Raw genomic sequence first — 18364 nt, forward strand, 5'->3', positions numbered from 1 at the left:
CCAATCCGTAGATGTGTTGAAGGTTTTTGCGAGAGCGAAAACGCTTTGACATATCTGCGGATGTAATCCGCGCTCCGATGTGCAAAAGTTGCAGCGGAGCGGAAACTTTTGCACATCACTCAAATATACGCAAATCATCCTTTCCTGCAATCCTTTTTTTTAACAGATTGACAACCGTCTACCGATCTTTTTATTTGATCTATGTAAATGCGCAGGTTTCTTTAATTATTTTCTAAGACTCCTTTTCTCCTCCACTAATATCATAACCATCCTTCCTCCGCCCTTTGTATATGGACGCTACTACCCAACTCCAATATAGGTCCAATAAAACTCCAATATAAGTCTAATAAACCATTGGACTTATATTGGAATTTTATTTAATTTATATTGTATCTTTACTGAAAGTGAAGCGAAGGGTTTTGAAGAAACTGCCCTTTTTGCATTACCAGAAACTAAAGATATGAAAAAAAATCATGGCAAGACTTAAAAAAAACCGCAACTTGAGTGGTGCCATCCGCAACGTTGTTTTTGTAAATGATGGCGGCCGCGAATTCATAAGGGCAAGACCCGACGGGGTAAAACAGACGGCCCAGACCAAAGCTGCTGCCGGCGTTTTTGGACTGGTAAGCAGCCGGGAAAAGACCTTCCGCCTCAAGCTCCTCCGCATGATGGGAGTTCCTGCTGCGCAGTATTTTGCTGCAAAGCACCGCGCCAGAATCCGGAAAACAGTTACCGACAATCAGGGAAGCAGCTCTGGAAACAATACCGGATTCGGCAATCCGCAGGCACTGGCTGGTTTCTCCTTCAACCCGAAAATGGAATGGGAAAACTGCACCAATTTCTTTCCCACTTTTGAAATGGAATCCTCCGGTAAAATGAAAGTGCACCTCCCCGAGTTGAAATGGAAAAGACAGATCATACCGCCCAAAAACAGCAGTTCAGCTGTACTGACCATCACTGCGTTGAATGCAGATTTTAACAGCAACATGGTGCCCATAAAGGAGCTTGCAAAACTTGAAATCAATATCAGTGGAACTTCGGCGGTCCCTGCTCAGGAATGGATTTTCCCGGTGGATGCAGCGGAAGGTTGGCTGCTCATCATCGGCTGCCTGAAGTTTGCCTCGCCGCAACAGTCTGCAGTGATGAAGGAAGCATTTTCGGCAGCGTATCTGTGGGCAGGCATGGCGGGTGAGTAACTGGTGGTATTGTTGCCGGTGAATACTCACTTAACCCCAATTGCAGATTAAGGTTTTACTTTACTGAAAAATCGGGTTAGCGCAGCGTCATTTTCACGATACGGTCTTTTCCGGCGAAAACCAAAGTGTTGCCGTCGATCCATTCACAGACATACAATCCTTTTTCCTCGGAAATCGTTTTCCAGGTTTTTCCGTAATCCTGGGAGAATTCGATATTCTGGTCACCCACCGCGATGATGTCTTTTCCTTTAGATTTCGGGCGGAATTTCACACAGGTTTTATAGCCGCCATTCTGGCCTGAAGCCTGAATCTGCCAGGTTTCCCCGCCGTCATTGGTGGTTGCTATATTGTTGATGTTTTCTGCCTGTTTGGTATAATCGCCACCCACGGCAATCCCGAAGTTTTTATCATAGAAATCAATGGAATAAATGCCCTGTGAGGAAGTGCCCTGAATGAAGGGGGTTTCGTAAGCTTTCCAGTTGTAGAAAGAATTCCAGTGAAATTTAAAAATCCTTGCTTTAGCCCCGCCGGTGGCAATCCAAACCCAGTTACCTTTCATGGCGATATTGGAATTGCTTGCGGCAAAATGAGCTTCTCCCGGGAAATATTTCGGAAGACCCGGTTTAACTTTCTTTCCAATATCCGAAGGCGCAGGATTGCTGAAGATCAGGGGATTTGCACTCCCGAATTCATTCGGATCACTAATTGCAACTCCACGGTCGAACTTATCATAGATAAAGGAATCAAAAAAAGCAGTTTTCTTTTTATCCGTGAAAAAAAGGGAAACTTTTAAGCTTTTTTTGTCAATCCTGAATAAGTAAGCCGGACTTAAAATATTGATGGCTTCAAAATATCGGGAACTTTGAGCCAGCGTGCGGAATTCCAGTTTTTCATCGGAAAGCCGCATCTGCTTTTTGTCCGCCGTATCCTTCAGACTCACATAGCCGAATTTGGAATCCGTCCCGGAATACCAAACCTTCCCCTTCCAAATTTGGATGGCTCTGATGGAGATTTTATCCTTCAGCAAAGTTTGAAGTTCAACTTTTTGGGCAAAAGCAAATCCATGGAACAGGATCAAGGTCCATATCAAAGTCAGCTTCTTCATGGCGTTTAATTTTAGTCAAAAATAATGAATTGGGTTGAAATAAAAATTCCCGCCAATTTAGACGGGAACTCTGTGATTTATCTTAATTGTTACTTTCTGTTCTTGAAGAAATAGTATCCATAGAAGAAGATGTGCAGCACAATCATCACTTCAGAAAAAATCACCAGACCGCCATCGTCCAATTTGTCGGCAAGCGCATCCTGATGGTGGAAATAGGTCAGAAAGATCAGAATCAAAGTAAGCGCTCCACCGCAGATTGCAGAAATCCTGTAGTTTTTCGGATCATCGGTGGTATTGTTGGCTTTACCAAGGAACGAGTTCTTGATTCCTCTCCACAAATACACATCCAGACCAATCATCATCCAGATCACCAAACGGATCCAGGTATCAAACGGCAAAAACGCCATCATTCCGAAACAGGTCAGAACGCCCAAAATCGGAATTAATGGGACAAGTGGGGTCCTAAACGATCTCGGCGCATCGGGTTGCGTCTTCCTCATCACAATAACGCCGATGCAGACCAGGATAAAGGCAAATAATGTCCCGATGGAGGTCATCTCGCCCACTACCCTCCCCGGAATAAATGCGGCAAACAAACTCACAAAAACAAGGAAGAAAATATTTGATTTGAAAGGCGTGCGAAACTTCTTATGAACCTCACTGAAAACTTTAGGCAGCAAACCATCGTGGCTCATGGAATAGAAAACGCGGCTTTGCCCCATCAGCATTACTAAAATCACTGAAGCATAACCCAATAGAATCGCCACGATAATAGAAGTGTTCAACCACGGATATTCAGGAACCACTGTTCCGTTTACCACAGTTCCCATCGCCTCGATCGCGATGGCAACCGGCGCCAAATGGTCTGAACCGCCTCCCGCAGTAAATTCTTTGTAATGAACCACTCCCACCATCACATAAGCAAAGGCAATATACAAAACCGTACAGATCAACAGAGATCCCATGATGCCGATCGGCATGGCCTTTTTAGGGTTTTTCGTTTCCTGTGCGGCAGTAGAAACCGCATCAAAACCAATATAGGCAAAGAAAACCACCGCGGCGGCTCGAATAATCCCCGACCAACCGTATTCACCAAACTTGCCCGTATTCTCAGGAATAAGCGGCGTGAGGTTTTCAGGTTTCACATATTTAAATCCTACCACGATGAAAAGTAGCACAATCGATACTTTTAAAATCACAATGCCAATATTCACCCAGGCGGATTCACTGGTGCCCTTGATCAAAATCAAAGACATCACCACCACGATGAAAACGGCCGGAAGATTGATCAGCCCGGCTTGTCCCGCACTGCCCACGTCGAATGGCGTCATTAAAAGCTGCTCCGGAAGATTCACCCCGAAACCGCTAAAGAGCTTGCCGAGATACCCCGACCAACTGGAAGCAACCGTCGCCGCGCCCACCGCATATTCCAAAACCAAATCCCAACCGATGATCCATGCGATAAACTCGCCCATGGTGGCATAGGAATAAGTGTAAGCACTTCCTGCAACTGGAATCATAGACGCGAATTCCGCATAACACAATCCGGCAAATGCACATCCCAAAGCGGCGATAATAAATGAAATCATAATTCCGGGACCTGCGTAATTTGCGGCGGCAATTCCCGTGATTGAAAATAATCCCGCTCCGATGATGGCCCCGATTCCAAGCGCAACAAGCGCACCGGAAGTCAGCGTCTTTTTCAGGCCTTTCTCAGATTCTTCCGCTTCTGCAAGAAGTTGGTTCAAAGGTTTCGTTCTCCAAAGATTCGACATGTTTATTTTATTTTAAGATTTCCAAAAATATAAAAATTTGGCAATCATTAACAATTTTCAGTCACATTTCTTTTTTGGATTTGAAAGATTAATTTCCATTTAACTGATTTTCATGTCAAAATAGAAATCCATCCTAAAATTAATTTTTCAATTCACACCCGGTATTTGATTAATTCCGCTATTTTTAACCCAAATTTTTAATATCTTTAAACCATGGTCCTGAACAATATTTTTCAGTCTGATTTGCAAAAAGAGATTTCAAACGCCGGTTATCTGAAAAAATACCGTGCCGGTGACATAATTGTGGACATGGATTCCTACATCAAGAATATTCCCGTGGTCATTTCCGGAAGCATCAAAGTGATACGGACTGAAGAAGACGGCCGGGAAATCCTGCTCTACTACCTCACTCCGGGAGAAAGCTGTATCGTGTCGATTCTGGCCGGGATGAAAAACGAAACCTCGAAAATCAAGGCAGTGGTGGAAGAAGACGCAGAAATCATGCTGATTCCCGCCAGCAAAGCCAAAGATTGGGTCAAAAAATATCCGGAATGGACCGACTTTATCTTTAACCTTTACCAAAAACGTTTCGAGGAACTCCTGGATATCGTCAATTCAGTGGCCTTCCAAAAAGTGGATACCCGACTATTGCAGCTGATCCGCCAAAAAACACATCTCTACCAATCCAAAGAAATATCCGTCACCCACCAGCAATTGGCAGATGAGCTCGGAATTACCCGCGAAGCCACAAGCCGCGTCCTGAAACAAATGGAAAAAGACGGGCTCCTCCAACTTTCCAGAAATAAAATCCGCCTTTTGTGATCTTGGTTACGGTGTAGATTTTTCAGGAGACCTAATTTTGCGGTATAAAGATTCTAAAAACACCCAGAAATTATGTTAAACTCCATCAAAAATCTTTTCGGATTGCAAAATACCGATTACGCTGAACTCGTGAAAAACGGGGCAATCATCCTGGATGTGCGTTCCAAGGGAGAATTCGCTTCCGGCCACATCAAAAACGCCATCAATATTCCGGTTGACCAACTTCAGAACAATTTGTCCAGGCTTAAAGACAAAAACAAATGCATCATCACCTGCTGCGCCTCCGGAATGAGAAGCGCATCCGCACAAAATATCCTGAAAAATGCCGGCTATACCGAAGTGCACAACGGCGGTGGCTGGATGAGTCTGAACAATAAAGTCTAAAGAAATGGAACCCCACTTTTACAACGTCGATATCCATTGGAAAAATGACCGACAAGGCGAAATGTCTTCCCCCGAACTTTCACAGAATTTAGAAGTGGCCACTCCGCCACAATTCCCGAAAGGAATGGAAAAAATCTGGTCCCCGGAACACCTTTTCACTTCCGCAGTTGCAAGTTGCCTGATGACCACATTTTTGGCAATAGCAGAAAATTCACGATTGGAATTCACCGGTTTCGAATGCAAATCGGCAGGAAAACTGGAACAGGTGGAAGGCAAATTCCTGATGACCGAAATAATCCTGGAGCCCACGGTAACCATCGTTAATCCTGAAGATCAGGAGAAGGCCGAAAGAGTTTTGCAGAAATCCGAGGCAGCATGTCTGATCTCCAACTCCATCAAATCAAAGGTCACCATGATCCCGACCATCAAAATCTCATAAACCATACTTAGTCACTTTTCATCTATTGGTTTATTGGTGAAGGTCTGTTTCCATTTTGGGAACAGACTTTCTTTTTATCATAAGATCCCATCAAATTTAAACTTGCGATCATTAACTGCGAATATCAAATCAAAGAATTATCTTTGAGACCATGAATTTCCATGACCTTTTCCTGAAACCATACGGATCCTACTCTACTTTTGAAATTTTCCTGGAAGCAGTCGCCACTTTTTTTGGAATTGCGAGTGTCTATTTTTCGATCAAGAAAAACATTTGGGTTTACCCGACAGGAATAATTTCTACGGCCCTGTATGTGTACATTCTCTTTAATTTCGGGCTGCTCGGCGATATGATGATCAACTTTTATTATACCGTGATGAGCGTTTACGGCTGGATTTTGTGGGCGAAAAGTTCCGAAGACCACATCCACGTGGAAGTTTCCTGGGCGAAAAGCAAAGACTGGCTAGTTGCAGGAGTGCTGCTGGTGCTGAGTTTATTTTTGGTCACCGGGGTTTATTATTACAAACCCTTCATCGACAACAGTTTCTCGATGGAAAACGTAAATCTGGGACTCTACCATTTGGACTGGGCAAATTGGCTGGATATTTTGACGACCGCTATTTTTCTCGTCGGAATGTGGTTGATGGCAAAAAGGAAAATTGAAAACTGGATTTTCTGGATCATCGGCGACATCATTTGCATCCCGATGATGATTTATAAAGGTTTAGGCATCACCTCGCTGCAATATCTGGTTTTCACCATCATGGCGTTCATTGGTTTTTTTGAATGGAAAAAGAATCTTAAAAACTCCTGATCGCCAATCTTTTTGTGATTATTTTAACTTAGGCGAATTCTAAGATTTGTCTTATTTGACTAACTTTGCAACCCCAATCAAACAGCGGATTTTCCGCACTTTCTTATGCAAAATACCATTGAATTTTTTAAATATCAGGGAACCGGAAACGATTTCGTGATGATCGATAATCGGGACCTGCAATTCCCAAAAGACAGGGCAATCATCGAAAAGCTTTGCGACAGGCGTTTCGGAATCGGCGCGGATGGATTGATTCTGCTGGAAAACGATGACGCGACCGACTTCAAAATGGTCTATTACAATTCCGATGGAAACGAAAGCACCATGTGCGGAAACGGCGGAAGATGCATCGTGGCATTTGCCTATTTCCTGGATATTTTCGAGGATAAAACCACTTTTATCGCAATAGATGGTCTCCATGAAGCCGAAATCGTAAACGGCACCGTGAAACTGAAAATGGGCGACGTGAATACCATCATCAGCAGGGATGAAAATTTCGAGCTGAACACGGGTTCGCCACATTTTGTGAAGTTCGTGAATGAGGTAGAAAACTACGCAGTGTATAAAAATGGTAACGAAATCAGAAATTCTGCGACATACAAGGACGAAGGAATCAATGTGAATTTCGTGGAACCGATTTCGGAGGATGAAATCTTCGTGAGAACCTATGAAAGAGGCGTGGAAGATGAAACCTTCAGTTGCGGAACCGGCGTCACTGCTTCTGCACTGGTTTTCCTAAAAGGTAAAAACAAGGTGGAAGTGGATGTGAAAGTTTTAGGCGGAAATTTGAAAGTGTACGCCGAACAGGATGGAGATTCCTTCAGAAATATTTGGCTGGAAGGTCCCGCAAAACAGGTTTTCAAAGGAAAAATTGATTTGTAAAGGAGTCATCGATTATTATTCAGTTATCATTTATATATGAGAAAGGGTTGTTCAGTTTTTGCGGTCAGTATGTTCATAGTGCTGTTGGTCGTTGGATTTTTTGGCTTTAAATATTACATGAAATACTTCGGCAATAACGTGGCAAAGGAAGGTTATGTCCTGATTCCACATTCCGCAAACTTCAATTCCATATTGGATTCCATTTCACCTTATATCAAAAACAGGGAAAACTTCGTGGAAGTCGCCAAAAGTAAGAAACTCAATGAATTTTTCAATGCAGGTCGGTACCGGATCAAAGCGGGAACCAGCAACACCGACCTGGTAAACATGATCAAAGCGGGAAACCAAACCGAAAACACCTACAGAATCGGAGATTTCTTCACGGTTTATCAAATGATCGGAAGAGTGACCCGGAAAACCGAGCTGGATTCCTTGAAATTTGCCAAAGGGCTGAATCAAATCGCAGAAGAAAAAGGACTTTCCAATGCCGAAGACCTAAAAAAATATTTCTTCATCGATACCTATAATTTCTTCTGGACTGTGACGCCTAAAGAATTCTTCAAAAAATTCGAAAATGAGTACAACGGTTTTTGGAATGAAGATCGCGTCGCCAAAGAAAAAGCCTCAGGTTTCAGCCGTGACCAGATTTACGCTTTGGCTTCCTTGGTTTACAAAGAAACCGGCGGAAAACCAGACGAAATGAAAACCGTGGCGGGACTCTACATCAACCGTTTCCATAAAGGAATGAAACTGCAGAGCGATCCCACCGTAATTTATGCCGTGGCAAAAGCCAACAACTTCAAAGGAGCGCCAATTAAAAGGGTTTTCTATAAACATTTGAAGGAACCTTCGCCATACAACACCTATGCAAACGCAGGAATCCCACCCGGACCGATTTGTGTGGTGGATAAAAATTCGGTGGATGCCGTCTTAAACGCAGAAAAAAATGACTATATCTATATGTGCGCAAACCCTGCAAAATTGGGTTTCCACAAATTCACGGCAAGTGCGGAACAACATGCCATTAACGCAAAAGAATACCAAGACTGGCTAAATTCTAATAACATCAGATAATTCTTTTGGAACCTGCCTCTTCATTTTTTTAGAAATTCAAAATTTTAAGGGCAGAAAAAAGGATCTACTTCATTAATAATCAAAATTTTAATAAAATTATTATCATTTTAACAAATTTTAAACAATCATTTATTTAACCATCATCAAAAATAATCATCTAAGATTTTTAAACTAAATATATGAACGACCGAATTGAGATTTCTTCAATAATTAGGAAGAGGACTTTAGGATTAACACTTGTACTGGGAGCAGCAAGTTTCGCCTTCGCACAGCAGAAGGTCAATGTATCCGGGAAAATTGTAGACAAACAGAATCAGGCAGTTCCCTACGCCTCCGTAACCTTCGGAAACAAAGCCAACAAACAGTTCAGCGATGCCACTTTGACAGACGAGAAAGGCGGTTTTGAAATTGGTCTTGTGCCGGGAAATTATGACGTCACCATCGAGGCGATAGGCTATAAAAAAATCACCAGCAACAGACAGATTTCCAATGCCGGAAATTTGGGGAATTTAACGGTGGAATCGGAAAGTTCCGGACCACTTTCCAAAACACAGGATATTCAGGGCGTAACCATTGTGGCGACCACAAAACCCGTAAAAGTAGAAATCGACAAGAAAACCTATGACGTGAAAAGCGATCTGACCGCCATCGGTGGAAACCTTCAGGACGTGCTGCAAAACGTGCCCTCCGTCTCGGTGGATCCGGATGGAACCGTCTCGATGCGCGGAAGCTCAAACGTGAAGTTTCTGGTCAATGGAAAACCTTCCGCATTACTCGGAATCGATGATGGCGCCAACGCGCTGCAATCCATTCCGGCCGACCAAATCGACAGAATCGAGGTCATCACCAATCCTTCCGCAAAATTTGACGCTTCAGGTACCGCGGGAATCCTCAACATCATCTTAAAGAAAACCACCAAAATGGGCTTTAACGGAAGCGTGGTGGGAACTTTAGGTTATTTGCCCAGAACTTCCCTCAACACCAACTTAAGCTGGAAAAAAGGAAACCTTACCTGGTTCCTAAACGGCGGCGGCGGATACACCGAAAGCAAAGGAAAAAACTGGACCGATGCAGTGTACAGCGTATATCCAAATTATCCGGATGCCAATGGTACCCAATTTTTGCAAAGAGGCTATCAAAGCACGGAAAGCAAAAATTTCTTTAAAAACTACAACGGCTCTGCCGGAATGGTTTACGACCTCAATGCAAACAACTCAGTGAATGCGTCGGTCACGTTAAGACGCTTTGAATCTGAAAGCAATAGTCCCGTAACCTATACCGACTATTTGACGGACAACACCATCGCAACCGGATACAGAAATTCCACCGGAAACAACTCCAATAACGGAATCCAGGGCGATTTCGGGTTTGACCATAAGTTTGACGACAAAGGGCAAAACTTGTCTTTTTCTTTAAGCCTACAGAGAAATGACAGCGACTCGCAATCTTTGATCGACCAAAATTATCGCCAGAAATCACTGCAGGACAAACTGAACCAAAATACTTTGAGCAAATCATTGGTCGGGAAAATCGATTACGAACTCCCGATTGGTGAACAATCCATGTTTAATGTCGGCTATAAAATCGATGCCAACAAAAACGATTATTCGTTTAACGTGTTGAGGAATATTGGTGATGGATTCAGCACAATTGGAGTAGAGCCATATAACAACAATACCAATTACAGCGAACTCATCAATGCTGCTTATATCCAGTTCAAAAGCAAGATCAATAATTTTGGCTACCAAGTAGGTTTGAGGGATGAATTGTCCAACATTACCATCAATTATCAAAACCTTTCCGGAACAGACAACATTAACGATAAGAAGAAAAACTACAACAATTTGTTCCCAAGTGTTTTCTTAAGTTATGATTTGGGGAAAAACAATCAGTTTTTGTTGAATTATTCTCGAAGAATAAGCAGGCCCAGATCCTGGTTCCTCGTTCCCTACATGTCATTTAATGACAGCCAAAACATTTTTAAAGGAAATGCGGACCTGAACCCATCCTATATCGATTCATTTGAATTGGGCTACAACTTGTCCAAGAAAAAATTCACACTCAATCCGGTGGTTTATTTCAAAAGAGAGAATGACGATGTGAAGATGGCTTTGGCCTTTGTCAATGGCACCTTCATCACTCAGCCGATGAACCTTGGAGTTGACCAGCGAATCGGTTTGGACCTCAATTATTCTTACGATCCGTTCTCTTGGTGGAAAATCATGGGAGAGTTTGACCTGTATCAATACAAAACAACCGGGGACTATTACTACAGCTCGGAAGACCCGAATGATCCCAACCAAACCATCCAAAACCACGTCTCCTTTGACGGAAAAGGAAATTCCGCCAGAATCAGAATGTCTAACACGTTCAAGATTGACAAAACCTTCAACATTCAGCTTCAAGGAAATTACCGCGCAGCACAGATAGAAGGAGCCAATGACAACAAGGCGATGTACTTCGTGAACCTTGGTGCAACCAAAACCATCTGGAAAGGTGACGGAACGATTGCATTCAACATCCAGGATATTTTCAACACCAGATCGAGAAATGTGATCCAAACCGGAAACGGATTTACCAGGGAATCCTTCATGCAGTGGTCGCCAAGACAATTCTCACTTTCACTCACCTACCGTTTCAAACAGGGTGAAAAAGTGGATCAGCCGAAAAGGAAAAAGGACATCAATGCCAATGACCAAGGCGGCGAAGATCAAGGACCACCTATGTAATTTGAATACCGATCCCGATTGCGATTGGGACGGATTACGAAGCGCCAAATTTGAATGGCGTGCAAACAAAAAAATCAGTTCCAAGTCGGGACTGATTTTTTGTTTTGCTGTGGACGAAAAAAATACTAAGCTTTTCTTCGTTGGAGTTCTTTCTCGATCAAACCGAGTTCCCGTCCGGTTTGTCCGGCCACGGAAGTGTTTTCCTGTGCTCTTCTGGTCAGATAAGGAACCACGTCTTTCACCGGTCCATACGGAAGATATTTTGACGCGTTGTATTTTTTATCTCCAAGATAATAGGTGATATTGTCGCTCATTCCATACAACTGCCCGAAGTAAATTTGCGGATGGTCATTTTGCAGACCTTTTTCGCGCATTTTGTCCATCAGAAGTTCGGTGGATCTTTCATTGTGCGTACCGAAATAGCCGGAAACACGGTCCAGATTACTCAAAACAAAATCAATCGCCGCATTGTAGTTATCGTCGGTGGCCTCTTTTGTCGGCTGGATGGGGTCCGGATAATTCATCGCTGCTGCGCGTTCGCGCTCTTTTTCCATATAGGCGCCTCGAACGAACTTATAACCCAGAAAATAGCCTTTTTCCTGTGCACGTTTCAGATCCTCATGCAAATATTCAATTCTTCCGGTCCGGTACATTTGAAGGGTGTTCCACACAATCGCCTTGTCCTTGTTGTATTTCTCCATCATGGCGTTCACCAAATCGTCAACGCAATCCTGCATTTGGGTTTCCTCGGCATCAATCATCAAAACCACATTTTTTTCGTGGGCAAGACTGCAGACTTCGTCATATCTTTTCTTAATATTTTCCCATTCCTGTTTTTCACTGGAAGTCAACTCTTTGCCGCTTTGAACCGCGGTGTAGAGATCCAACTTTCCGAAACCGGTCGGCTTGAAGACCACAAAGGGAATGGCAGGATTTCCTTCTGCAAACTTGATATTCTGTTTGATTTCCTCACAGGTGTGGTCAAAAGTTTTTTCATCTTCCTTCCCTTCAATCGCATAATCAAAAATACTTCCGATATGGTGCTTGAACAGCTTTTTCACCACCTCCATACTGGTTTCGCGGGTTTCCCCACCTACAAACTGCTCGAACAAAGTCTGCCGAACAACTCCCTGCACGAATGGGAAATTATTTTTCACCGTGAAGTTCAGCATTCCAATTCCCAAATTGGTAAGTGTGGGATTTTCGATGGCTTTAAACATCCAGTACGCCTTTTTCAGCTGACCTGTCGTTTTGTCCTGAAAAGCGATTTGAGTATCGTTGAATATTGACATGATATGGAAAAATTATAATCTCACAAATTTAATAATACTGATTGAGACGATAAAACTATATTATTGTTTAATTTTGTGATAAATTTCAGGAAATGATTGCACACCTAGACGAAAATTTTTCGCAGCTCAACGATTTCTTAAAGGTGCTGAAGCCTTCTAAACTGTTAATCCTGGTCGACACAAACACCCACGAATACTGTCTGCCAACACTTCTGGGAAATTTGGAAACCGAAATTCCCTTTGAAATCATAGAAATAGAACCCGGCGAAGAACTGAAAACCATCCAAACGGCAACCCACCTTTGGGAAATCCTCTCGGGATTTGAGACGGACCGGAAAGCCCTCTTGATCAATCTCGGTGGCGGAGTCATCACAGACTTGGGAGGTTTCGTGGCGTCCACCTACAAAAGAGGAATCAAATTCATCAATATCCCCACTTCTCTTTTGGGAATGTGCGACGCGTCCATCGGTGGCAAAAACGGTATCGACCATCTGTTTCTGAAAAATATCGTGGGAACTTTTGCAGAACCGGAAATGGTTTTCATTTACCCCGAATTCTTAAAAACATTGCCATTCATAGAATTAAGGAGCGGATTCGCGGAAATGCTGAAACATGGATTAATCGCTGACGAAAAGCACTGGAAAGACTTGATCTCGATTGAAAAGCTGTCGCCGGAAAGCATCGCTCCATTCATTGAAACCTCTATGAAGATTAAAGCAGATGTAGTTGCAAAAGATTTCAGGGAGCAGCATATCAGAAAAACTTTGAATTTCGGCCACACTTTCGGGCATGCTTTTGAAAGCTATTTTCTGTCACACGGTATCCCCGTCCTTCATGGCGAAGCAGTGGCGATGGGAATGATTTTTGAAACCCAACTTTCTTTCCTGGAAAAGCTTATCTCATTAGATGCCTCTATGGAAATCTTCAAAGGCATCAAGAAATTCTTTCCGCATCGGGCTATCGATTTAGCCGGCGCTGAACAATTGAGTAATTTAATGATGAATGATAAGAAAAACGCCAACGGAGAGATCCACTTTTCCCTACTTTCAAAAATTGGGGAAGGTAATTTTGACCATGTCGTGTCTGAAAAGAATTTAATCGCCGCATTAAATTTTATTCAATATTTATACTAAATTTTAATTTCGAACGTTTAGCGACTTTTCTTTTTTCTCAACTCGTTTTTGAGGTTGAAAGTCATCTCATTTTTGGATGCGAAGTTCATTATTCTCAAAAATGATCTGAAAATCCACCCCTATTTTCTTCCCCAAAACTTTTTAAATATTTTTGTTTTCAATCGATCTTAATATTTTTATTAAATTGATTTACAAGAATTTATATAATTAAAATAGTTAAGCATCCGTTTAGTTATTTCACCAAATGCTATTCTTTGGCACAGCATTTGTCTAACTCATCCCGTAAAACAAATTTAAAATTGCAGAACCGTAAGACCATTTTATTTGATGTATTTGAAGATTAATTTTCAATTCAGCCTTAAAATCAAATTATGGAATCTGCAAAAATAATTAAAAAATTTTTGAATTATGAAAAAGTTATTTTTAAGTGCAGCGATCGCAATGGGTTCATTGACATTTGCACAAACATTTGGAATTAAAGCAGGTATGAATGTGTCGTCATTGTCAAAAGATGCATCAATGGACGATGCGAAATCCAAAATCGGATTTAATGGGGGGTTATTCATGAACGCGCCAATTGCTGAAAACTTCAGCATCCAACCGGAATTGATCTACACTCAATACGGTAACAAATCCACCACCACAAACAGCTATACCACCGGTACCAGTTCTGTGGTTGAAAAAACAACCGGATCTACCAATTTAGATTACATTGCACTTCCGGTCATGTTCCAGTACAATGCAACTCCGCAGTTTTACCTGGAAGCAGGCCCGGAATTCGGATTGCTGATGAGCGGAAAAGTGAAAGGGGATAGAACAGTCACCACCACTACGGGAGCTACAACTACCACCTCTACTTCTGCAGTTTCCACAGACATCAAAGACAATTTAAACACATTTAACTTCGGTGTTGGATTGGGTGCAGGATATTATTTCACGCCAAACCTGGGATTGACTGCAAGGTACGTAGCAGGATTGACCGATATCGCGAAAGACAGACCAAGCGGCTCAAGTGCTATTAAAAACAACGTATTCCAAGTTGGATTGGCTTTCAAATTCAAATAAGACAAAAACTTCATTAAATATAAAAACGAAAGGTTGGGAATTTTTCCCAACCTTTATTATTTGATCAATTCCTCGTCATCTCCTTTCGGAACAGGATATTTCTCCGTAAAGCAACCGAAACAGTGATCGGTGCTGCCCAAAATTTTGATTAAGTTTTCCATGCTTAGGAATTCCAGAGAATCCACCCCGAGATATGCCCGCAATTCTTCCACATTCATATTTGCAGAAATCAGATCTTCTTTTGAAGGCGTGTCGATGCCCAAGTAACACGGCGCAATAATCGGTGGGGAAACGCTTCGGAAATGGATTTCTTTTACACCCGCCTTTTTCAGGATTTTCACCAGTCGCTTGGAAGTGGTGCCCCGAACAATAGAATCATCAATGATGACTACCCTTTTTCCTTTGATCTCGGAAATAATCGGATTCAGCTTCAGGTTGACAATCCGTTCCCGCATATCCTGTGTAGGCACAATGAAACTTCTGCCGACATACCTGTTTTTAATCAAGACTGGCCGGAAAGAAATCCCTGAAGCGATCGAAAAACCAATCGCGGCGGGAACACCCGAATCCGGAACGCCAATGACGATATCCGCTTCAACCGGTGCCTGTTCCCAAATCTTCATTCCCGATTTTTCGCGGACTTCATGCACATTGATGCCCTCCAAAGTGGAATCCGGTCTCGCAAAATAAATATATTCGAAGGCGCAGATGTTTCTTTGGCAGTTTTCCCGAACCAGGAAACTTTGCAGCCCGGGTTCATTCTCGTTGGTATAAACGATTTCTCCAGGCAAAATATCCCGAACATATTGCGCTCCTACCGCATCCAAAGCCACGGATTCGGAGGCAGCCACAAAAGTCTTTTCATCAATCGCGCCCAAAACCAGCGGACGAATTCCATGAAAATCCCGAAAGGCAAAAAACTTATTCCTCGTCATTCCGACCACCGAATAAGCACCTTCAATTTTCTCCATTGTCGCCTTAATCGCTCCTCTTAAACCCAAATCCAGATTCTTCTGAATCAGCCTTAAAATTACTTCAGAATCCGAAGTGGCCTTAAAAACAACACCTTCGGCTTCAAGTTCTGCCTTCAGACTTTTTGCATTGGTTAAGTTCCCGTTGTGTGCGATGGATAAAATGATTTGGTCATATTCGTTCTTTGCGAAAAACGGCTGGAAGTTGTATTTTTTCTTGTCGCCCGCCGTGGTGTAACGGGTGTGTCCAATTGCGGAATTCCCCATGAAGGTTTCCGGTTCGCGGATATCTTTGTAAAAGTCCAGGACCAGACCTTCGTCTTTCAGGTTAAAAATCCGGCCCTTGTTCATTACCGAAATTCCGCAGGCTTCCTGACCGCGGTGCTGCAGCGCAAATAGCCCGAACTGCGACAGTGAAAAGGTGTCCAATTCATTTTCAGAATACAATCCGAAAATTCCACATTCTTCCGAAGGCGCATCAAACGGATCGTCTGATTTCAGCAGGTTTCTGCCATAAGTCTTGGATTGGAACTGCTTTAAATAATCTTGTTTTTGTTGTTGTAAATCTTTCATTTTAGTCACCCAATTTGATTTGTTCGGGTGTTTTAAATTTATTTATCCAATACTTTTTTTAATCGTTCATAGATTTCGACATACGCTTCGGTCACTTCTCCCAAATCGCGTCTGAATCGGTCTTTGTCTAATTTTTTCATCGTGTCTTTGTCCCAAAGTCGGCAAGTATCGGGCGAAATTTCATCGGCCAAAACGATCTTTCCGTCCGAGGTCTTTCCCAATTCGATTTTGAAATCTACCAATATGATGTTCATTTTGTCGAAAAGTTCAATCAAAAGATCATTAATATCGGAAGTGAGTTCATACATTTCATCCAGTTCCTCATAAGTCGCGGCACCCAGAAATACTGCGTGATGATCATTGATTAAAGGATCGCCGAGTTCGTCTTTTTTATAGCAGAGATCAAAAATGGTCACCGGGGATTTGATGCCCTCTTCCACGCCAAGTCTCTTCGCCATGCTTCCCGCGGAATAATTCCGGACAACCATTTCAAGGGGAATAATCTTCACTTTTTTGACCAGTTGCTCCCTTTCGTCCAGCTTTTTGATGAAATGGGTCGGAATTCCTTTTTCCTCCAGATACTCAAAAATCAGGGTCGTGATCGCGTTGTTCATTTCGCCTTTCAAATCGAAGCTTCCCTTTTTTTGGGCATTGAAGGCGGTGGCATCGTCTTTGAAACGCACGATGACCTCATCGGGACGATCGGTTTCAAAAATCTGTTTTGCTTTTCCCTCGTAAAGCATTTTACCTTTTGTCATTTTTACTTTTTATTATTTTTACTTTTAATGATGTACTAAAATACCGACCAAAACAGCGATTCCAAAACTCAGCAAAGTCCCAATCAAAACATATTCGGTGAGCTTTCTCTGCTTTGCTTCAGCCAAATCGCTGAACCTGAAAACCGATTTCGCGGCAATCATGAAACCAACTCCTTCCCAATGATTCACAATGATGAAGACGAAAACGAGCAGCCTTTCTAAAATCCCGATATATTTTCCCGCATGAACCAGTGATTCGGTCTGGATCTTACTGTGATCCACCGTCACGGGAGTCCAAATAGAAATCAGTGTTTTGATGAGGATCGAACTTGGAATCGTGAGAAAAACCACCGCCGTAAGGAGTTTCAGGCTTTCGTCGTTGAAAAAATCGCTCCATCTGAAATACGGAAAATAAAATACCGACAGCAGAACGATGACCAAAAGATGCAGGAGCTGATCCACAAAAAACCAAGTCCGTTTGGTTTTTGGCGTTTGATAAAGGAGTTTCACCAAATCGATTAAATAATGGGAAACCCCGATGATTAACGCAATCCACCAAAGCTGGAGGTCCCAAAGAAACACCAGAACCAGTGCAGCATGGATGAAAATATGGAAATAGAGAAATTTGCTTTCCCCTTTTTTCCGCTCTTTATCGGCGACCCAAGAATTCGGCTGGAAAATGAAATCCCCGAGTAAATGTGCCAATATGAGTGGAATAAAAATCATTTCAGTTCTGCTATTTTTTTTCTGAAATATTGATCGGTTTCTAAAATCAAATCTAAATTTGCCCTCTTGATGCGCTGACTTACAGATGACTGCGTAATTTTAAACTTCTTCGCTATTTCTTCCTGACTAATTTTCGGGTTTTTCAGAATCAACAATGCGATTTCTGCGGAAACCACAGTCCAGTTGTCGGCAGTCAACAATAACCATTTGAGAATCAAATTAAACCCGCTGTCGAAATCTTCGTATTGCGATTGGATGGCGAGGTTTATTTTGCTTTCTTTGATCTTCTCCAGATTCCGACCGGAATTCACAAACGCAGTTCCGCTTGATTGCGAAATTTTCTCGGTTTTGAATTCCTGGGTCCCCAAACCGATAGACAAGCGCACATCCAAACCTTTGATGGTCTTGATCTTTGCCTTAATCTGAAGCGCTTTTAGCAAAGCGTTTTCGGCTTTTGGAACCAGGATCTGGAATTCATCACCACGATAGATTTCCCAAACCTTGGGATTCTCCTTTCCTAAAACATCTTTCAGTGCATTAAACCAAACTTCCGGCTGAATGCTTTGCGAATTGATGAGGTCACCTGTTATTACCGATTTCATTTTTCAAATATAAGCAAATTTACT

Annotated in this window: 17 protein-coding genes; 10 read left to right on the forward strand and 7 right to left on the reverse strand. The window is 42.5% G+C overall.

Features of this window, described 5'->3' with window-relative positions; translation table 11 throughout:
* Positions 1-473 precede the first annotated feature (473 nt).
* Positions 474-1196 (forward strand): hypothetical protein, encoded by a 723-nt coding sequence (locus ACM44_RS04230; protein WP_048498818.1) that lies wholly within the window; start codon positions 474-476, stop codon positions 1194-1196.
* Between the two features lie 76 nt (positions 1197-1272).
* On the opposite strand, the gene ACM44_RS04235 is transcribed toward ACM44_RS04230, so the two are convergent.
* Both ACM44_RS04235 and ACM44_RS04240 read right to left on the reverse strand, forming a co-directional pair.
* Positions 1273-2301 (reverse strand): WD40/YVTN/BNR-like repeat-containing protein, encoded by a 1029-nt coding sequence (locus tag ACM44_RS04235; protein ID WP_048498819.1) that lies wholly within the window; start codon positions 2299-2301, stop codon positions 1273-1275.
* Between the two features lie 89 nt (positions 2302-2390).
* A complete protein-coding gene (locus ACM44_RS04240) occupies positions 2391-4076 on the reverse strand; it encodes an amino acid permease (protein ID WP_048498820.1) in 1686 nt (561 codons plus the stop codon).
* Between the two features lie 213 nt (positions 4077-4289).
* On the opposite strand from ACM44_RS04240, the gene ACM44_RS04245 reads away from it, so the two are divergent.
* From ACM44_RS04245 to ACM44_RS04275, 7 genes are all read left to right on the forward strand, one after another.
* Positions 4290-4898, forward strand: a complete 609-nt coding sequence (locus ACM44_RS04245) for a Crp/Fnr family transcriptional regulator (RefSeq protein WP_048498821.1) — start codon at positions 4290-4292, stop codon at positions 4896-4898.
* A 72-nt stretch (positions 4899-4970) separates the two neighbouring features.
* Positions 4971-5282, forward strand: a complete 312-nt coding sequence (locus ACM44_RS04250; RefSeq protein ID WP_048498822.1) for a rhodanese-like domain-containing protein — start codon at positions 4971-4973, stop codon at positions 5280-5282.
* Between the two features lie 4 nt (positions 5283-5286).
* Positions 5287-5721, forward strand: coding sequence for an OsmC family protein (locus ACM44_RS04255; protein ID WP_048498823.1), 435 nt, complete (start codon positions 5287-5289; stop codon positions 5719-5721).
* A 151-nt stretch (positions 5722-5872) separates the two neighbouring features.
* Complete coding sequence (pnuC, locus tag ACM44_RS04260) at positions 5873-6535, forward strand: nicotinamide riboside transporter PnuC (RefSeq protein ID WP_048498824.1); 663 nt, start codon at positions 5873-5875, stop codon at positions 6533-6535.
* Between the two features lie 105 nt (positions 6536-6640).
* The gene (gene dapF / locus ACM44_RS04265) at positions 6641-7417 is read left to right on the forward strand and encodes a diaminopimelate epimerase (protein ID WP_048498825.1); all 777 of its coding nucleotides are present in this window, start codon (positions 6641-6643) and stop codon (positions 7415-7417) included.
* 36 nt (positions 7418-7453) lie between these two features.
* Complete coding sequence (gene mltG / locus ACM44_RS04270; protein ID WP_048498826.1) at positions 7454-8491, forward strand: endolytic transglycosylase MltG; 1038 nt, start codon at positions 7454-7456, stop codon at positions 8489-8491.
* Positions 8492-8670: 179 nt separating this feature from the next.
* Complete coding sequence (locus ACM44_RS04275; protein ID WP_048498827.1) at positions 8671-11220, forward strand: TonB-dependent receptor domain-containing protein; 2550 nt, start codon at positions 8671-8673, stop codon at positions 11218-11220.
* A 125-nt stretch (positions 11221-11345) separates the two neighbouring features.
* On the opposite strand, the gene ACM44_RS04280 is transcribed toward ACM44_RS04275, so the two are convergent.
* Positions 11346-12512: a proline dehydrogenase family protein gene (locus ACM44_RS04280; RefSeq protein WP_048498828.1), complete on the reverse strand. Its 1167-nt coding sequence runs from the start codon at positions 12510-12512 to the stop codon at positions 11346-11348.
* 92 nt (positions 12513-12604) lie between these two features.
* Here ACM44_RS04280 and aroB point away from each other — a divergent pair, with 92 nt between their 5' ends.
* Positions 12605-13645 (forward strand): 3-dehydroquinate synthase, encoded by a 1041-nt coding sequence (gene aroB / locus ACM44_RS04285; RefSeq protein WP_048498829.1) that lies wholly within the window; start codon positions 12605-12607, stop codon positions 13643-13645.
* 408 nt (positions 13646-14053) lie between these two features.
* Positions 14054-14710 carry a porin family protein gene (locus tag ACM44_RS04290; RefSeq protein ID WP_048498830.1) on the forward strand — a complete coding sequence of 219 codons (657 nt, stop codon included), beginning with the start codon at positions 14054-14056 and terminating at the stop codon, positions 14708-14710.
* Between the two features lie 56 nt (positions 14711-14766).
* Here ACM44_RS04290 and purF read toward each other — a convergent pair whose 3' ends face one another.
* From purF to ACM44_RS04310, 4 genes are read right to left on the reverse strand one after another with little or no spacing between them, the layout of a single operon-like run.
* On the reverse strand, positions 14767-16254 hold the full coding sequence (purF, locus tag ACM44_RS04295; protein ID WP_048498831.1) for an amidophosphoribosyltransferase: 1488 nt from the start codon (positions 16252-16254) through the stop codon (positions 14767-14769).
* Between the two features lie 38 nt (positions 16255-16292).
* Positions 16293-17012 (reverse strand): phosphoribosylaminoimidazolesuccinocarboxamide synthase, encoded by a 720-nt coding sequence (gene purC, locus ACM44_RS04300; RefSeq protein WP_048498832.1) that lies wholly within the window; start codon positions 17010-17012, stop codon positions 16293-16295.
* A gap of 24 nt (positions 17013-17036) precedes the next feature.
* Positions 17037-17738 (reverse strand): DUF3307 domain-containing protein, encoded by a 702-nt coding sequence (locus ACM44_RS04305; protein WP_048498833.1) that lies wholly within the window; start codon positions 17736-17738, stop codon positions 17037-17039.
* Positions 17735-18340 (reverse strand): SatD family protein, encoded by a 606-nt coding sequence (locus tag ACM44_RS04310; RefSeq protein WP_048498834.1) that lies wholly within the window; start codon positions 18338-18340, stop codon positions 17735-17737. The genes ACM44_RS04305 and ACM44_RS04310 overlap by 4 nt, the downstream gene beginning before the upstream one ends.
* Positions 18341-18364 lie beyond the last annotated feature (24 nt).

The sequence above is a fragment of the Chryseobacterium koreense CCUG 49689 genome (assembly GCF_001045435.1).
GTDB lineage: Bacteria > Bacteroidota > Bacteroidia > Flavobacteriales > Weeksellaceae > Kaistella > Kaistella koreensis.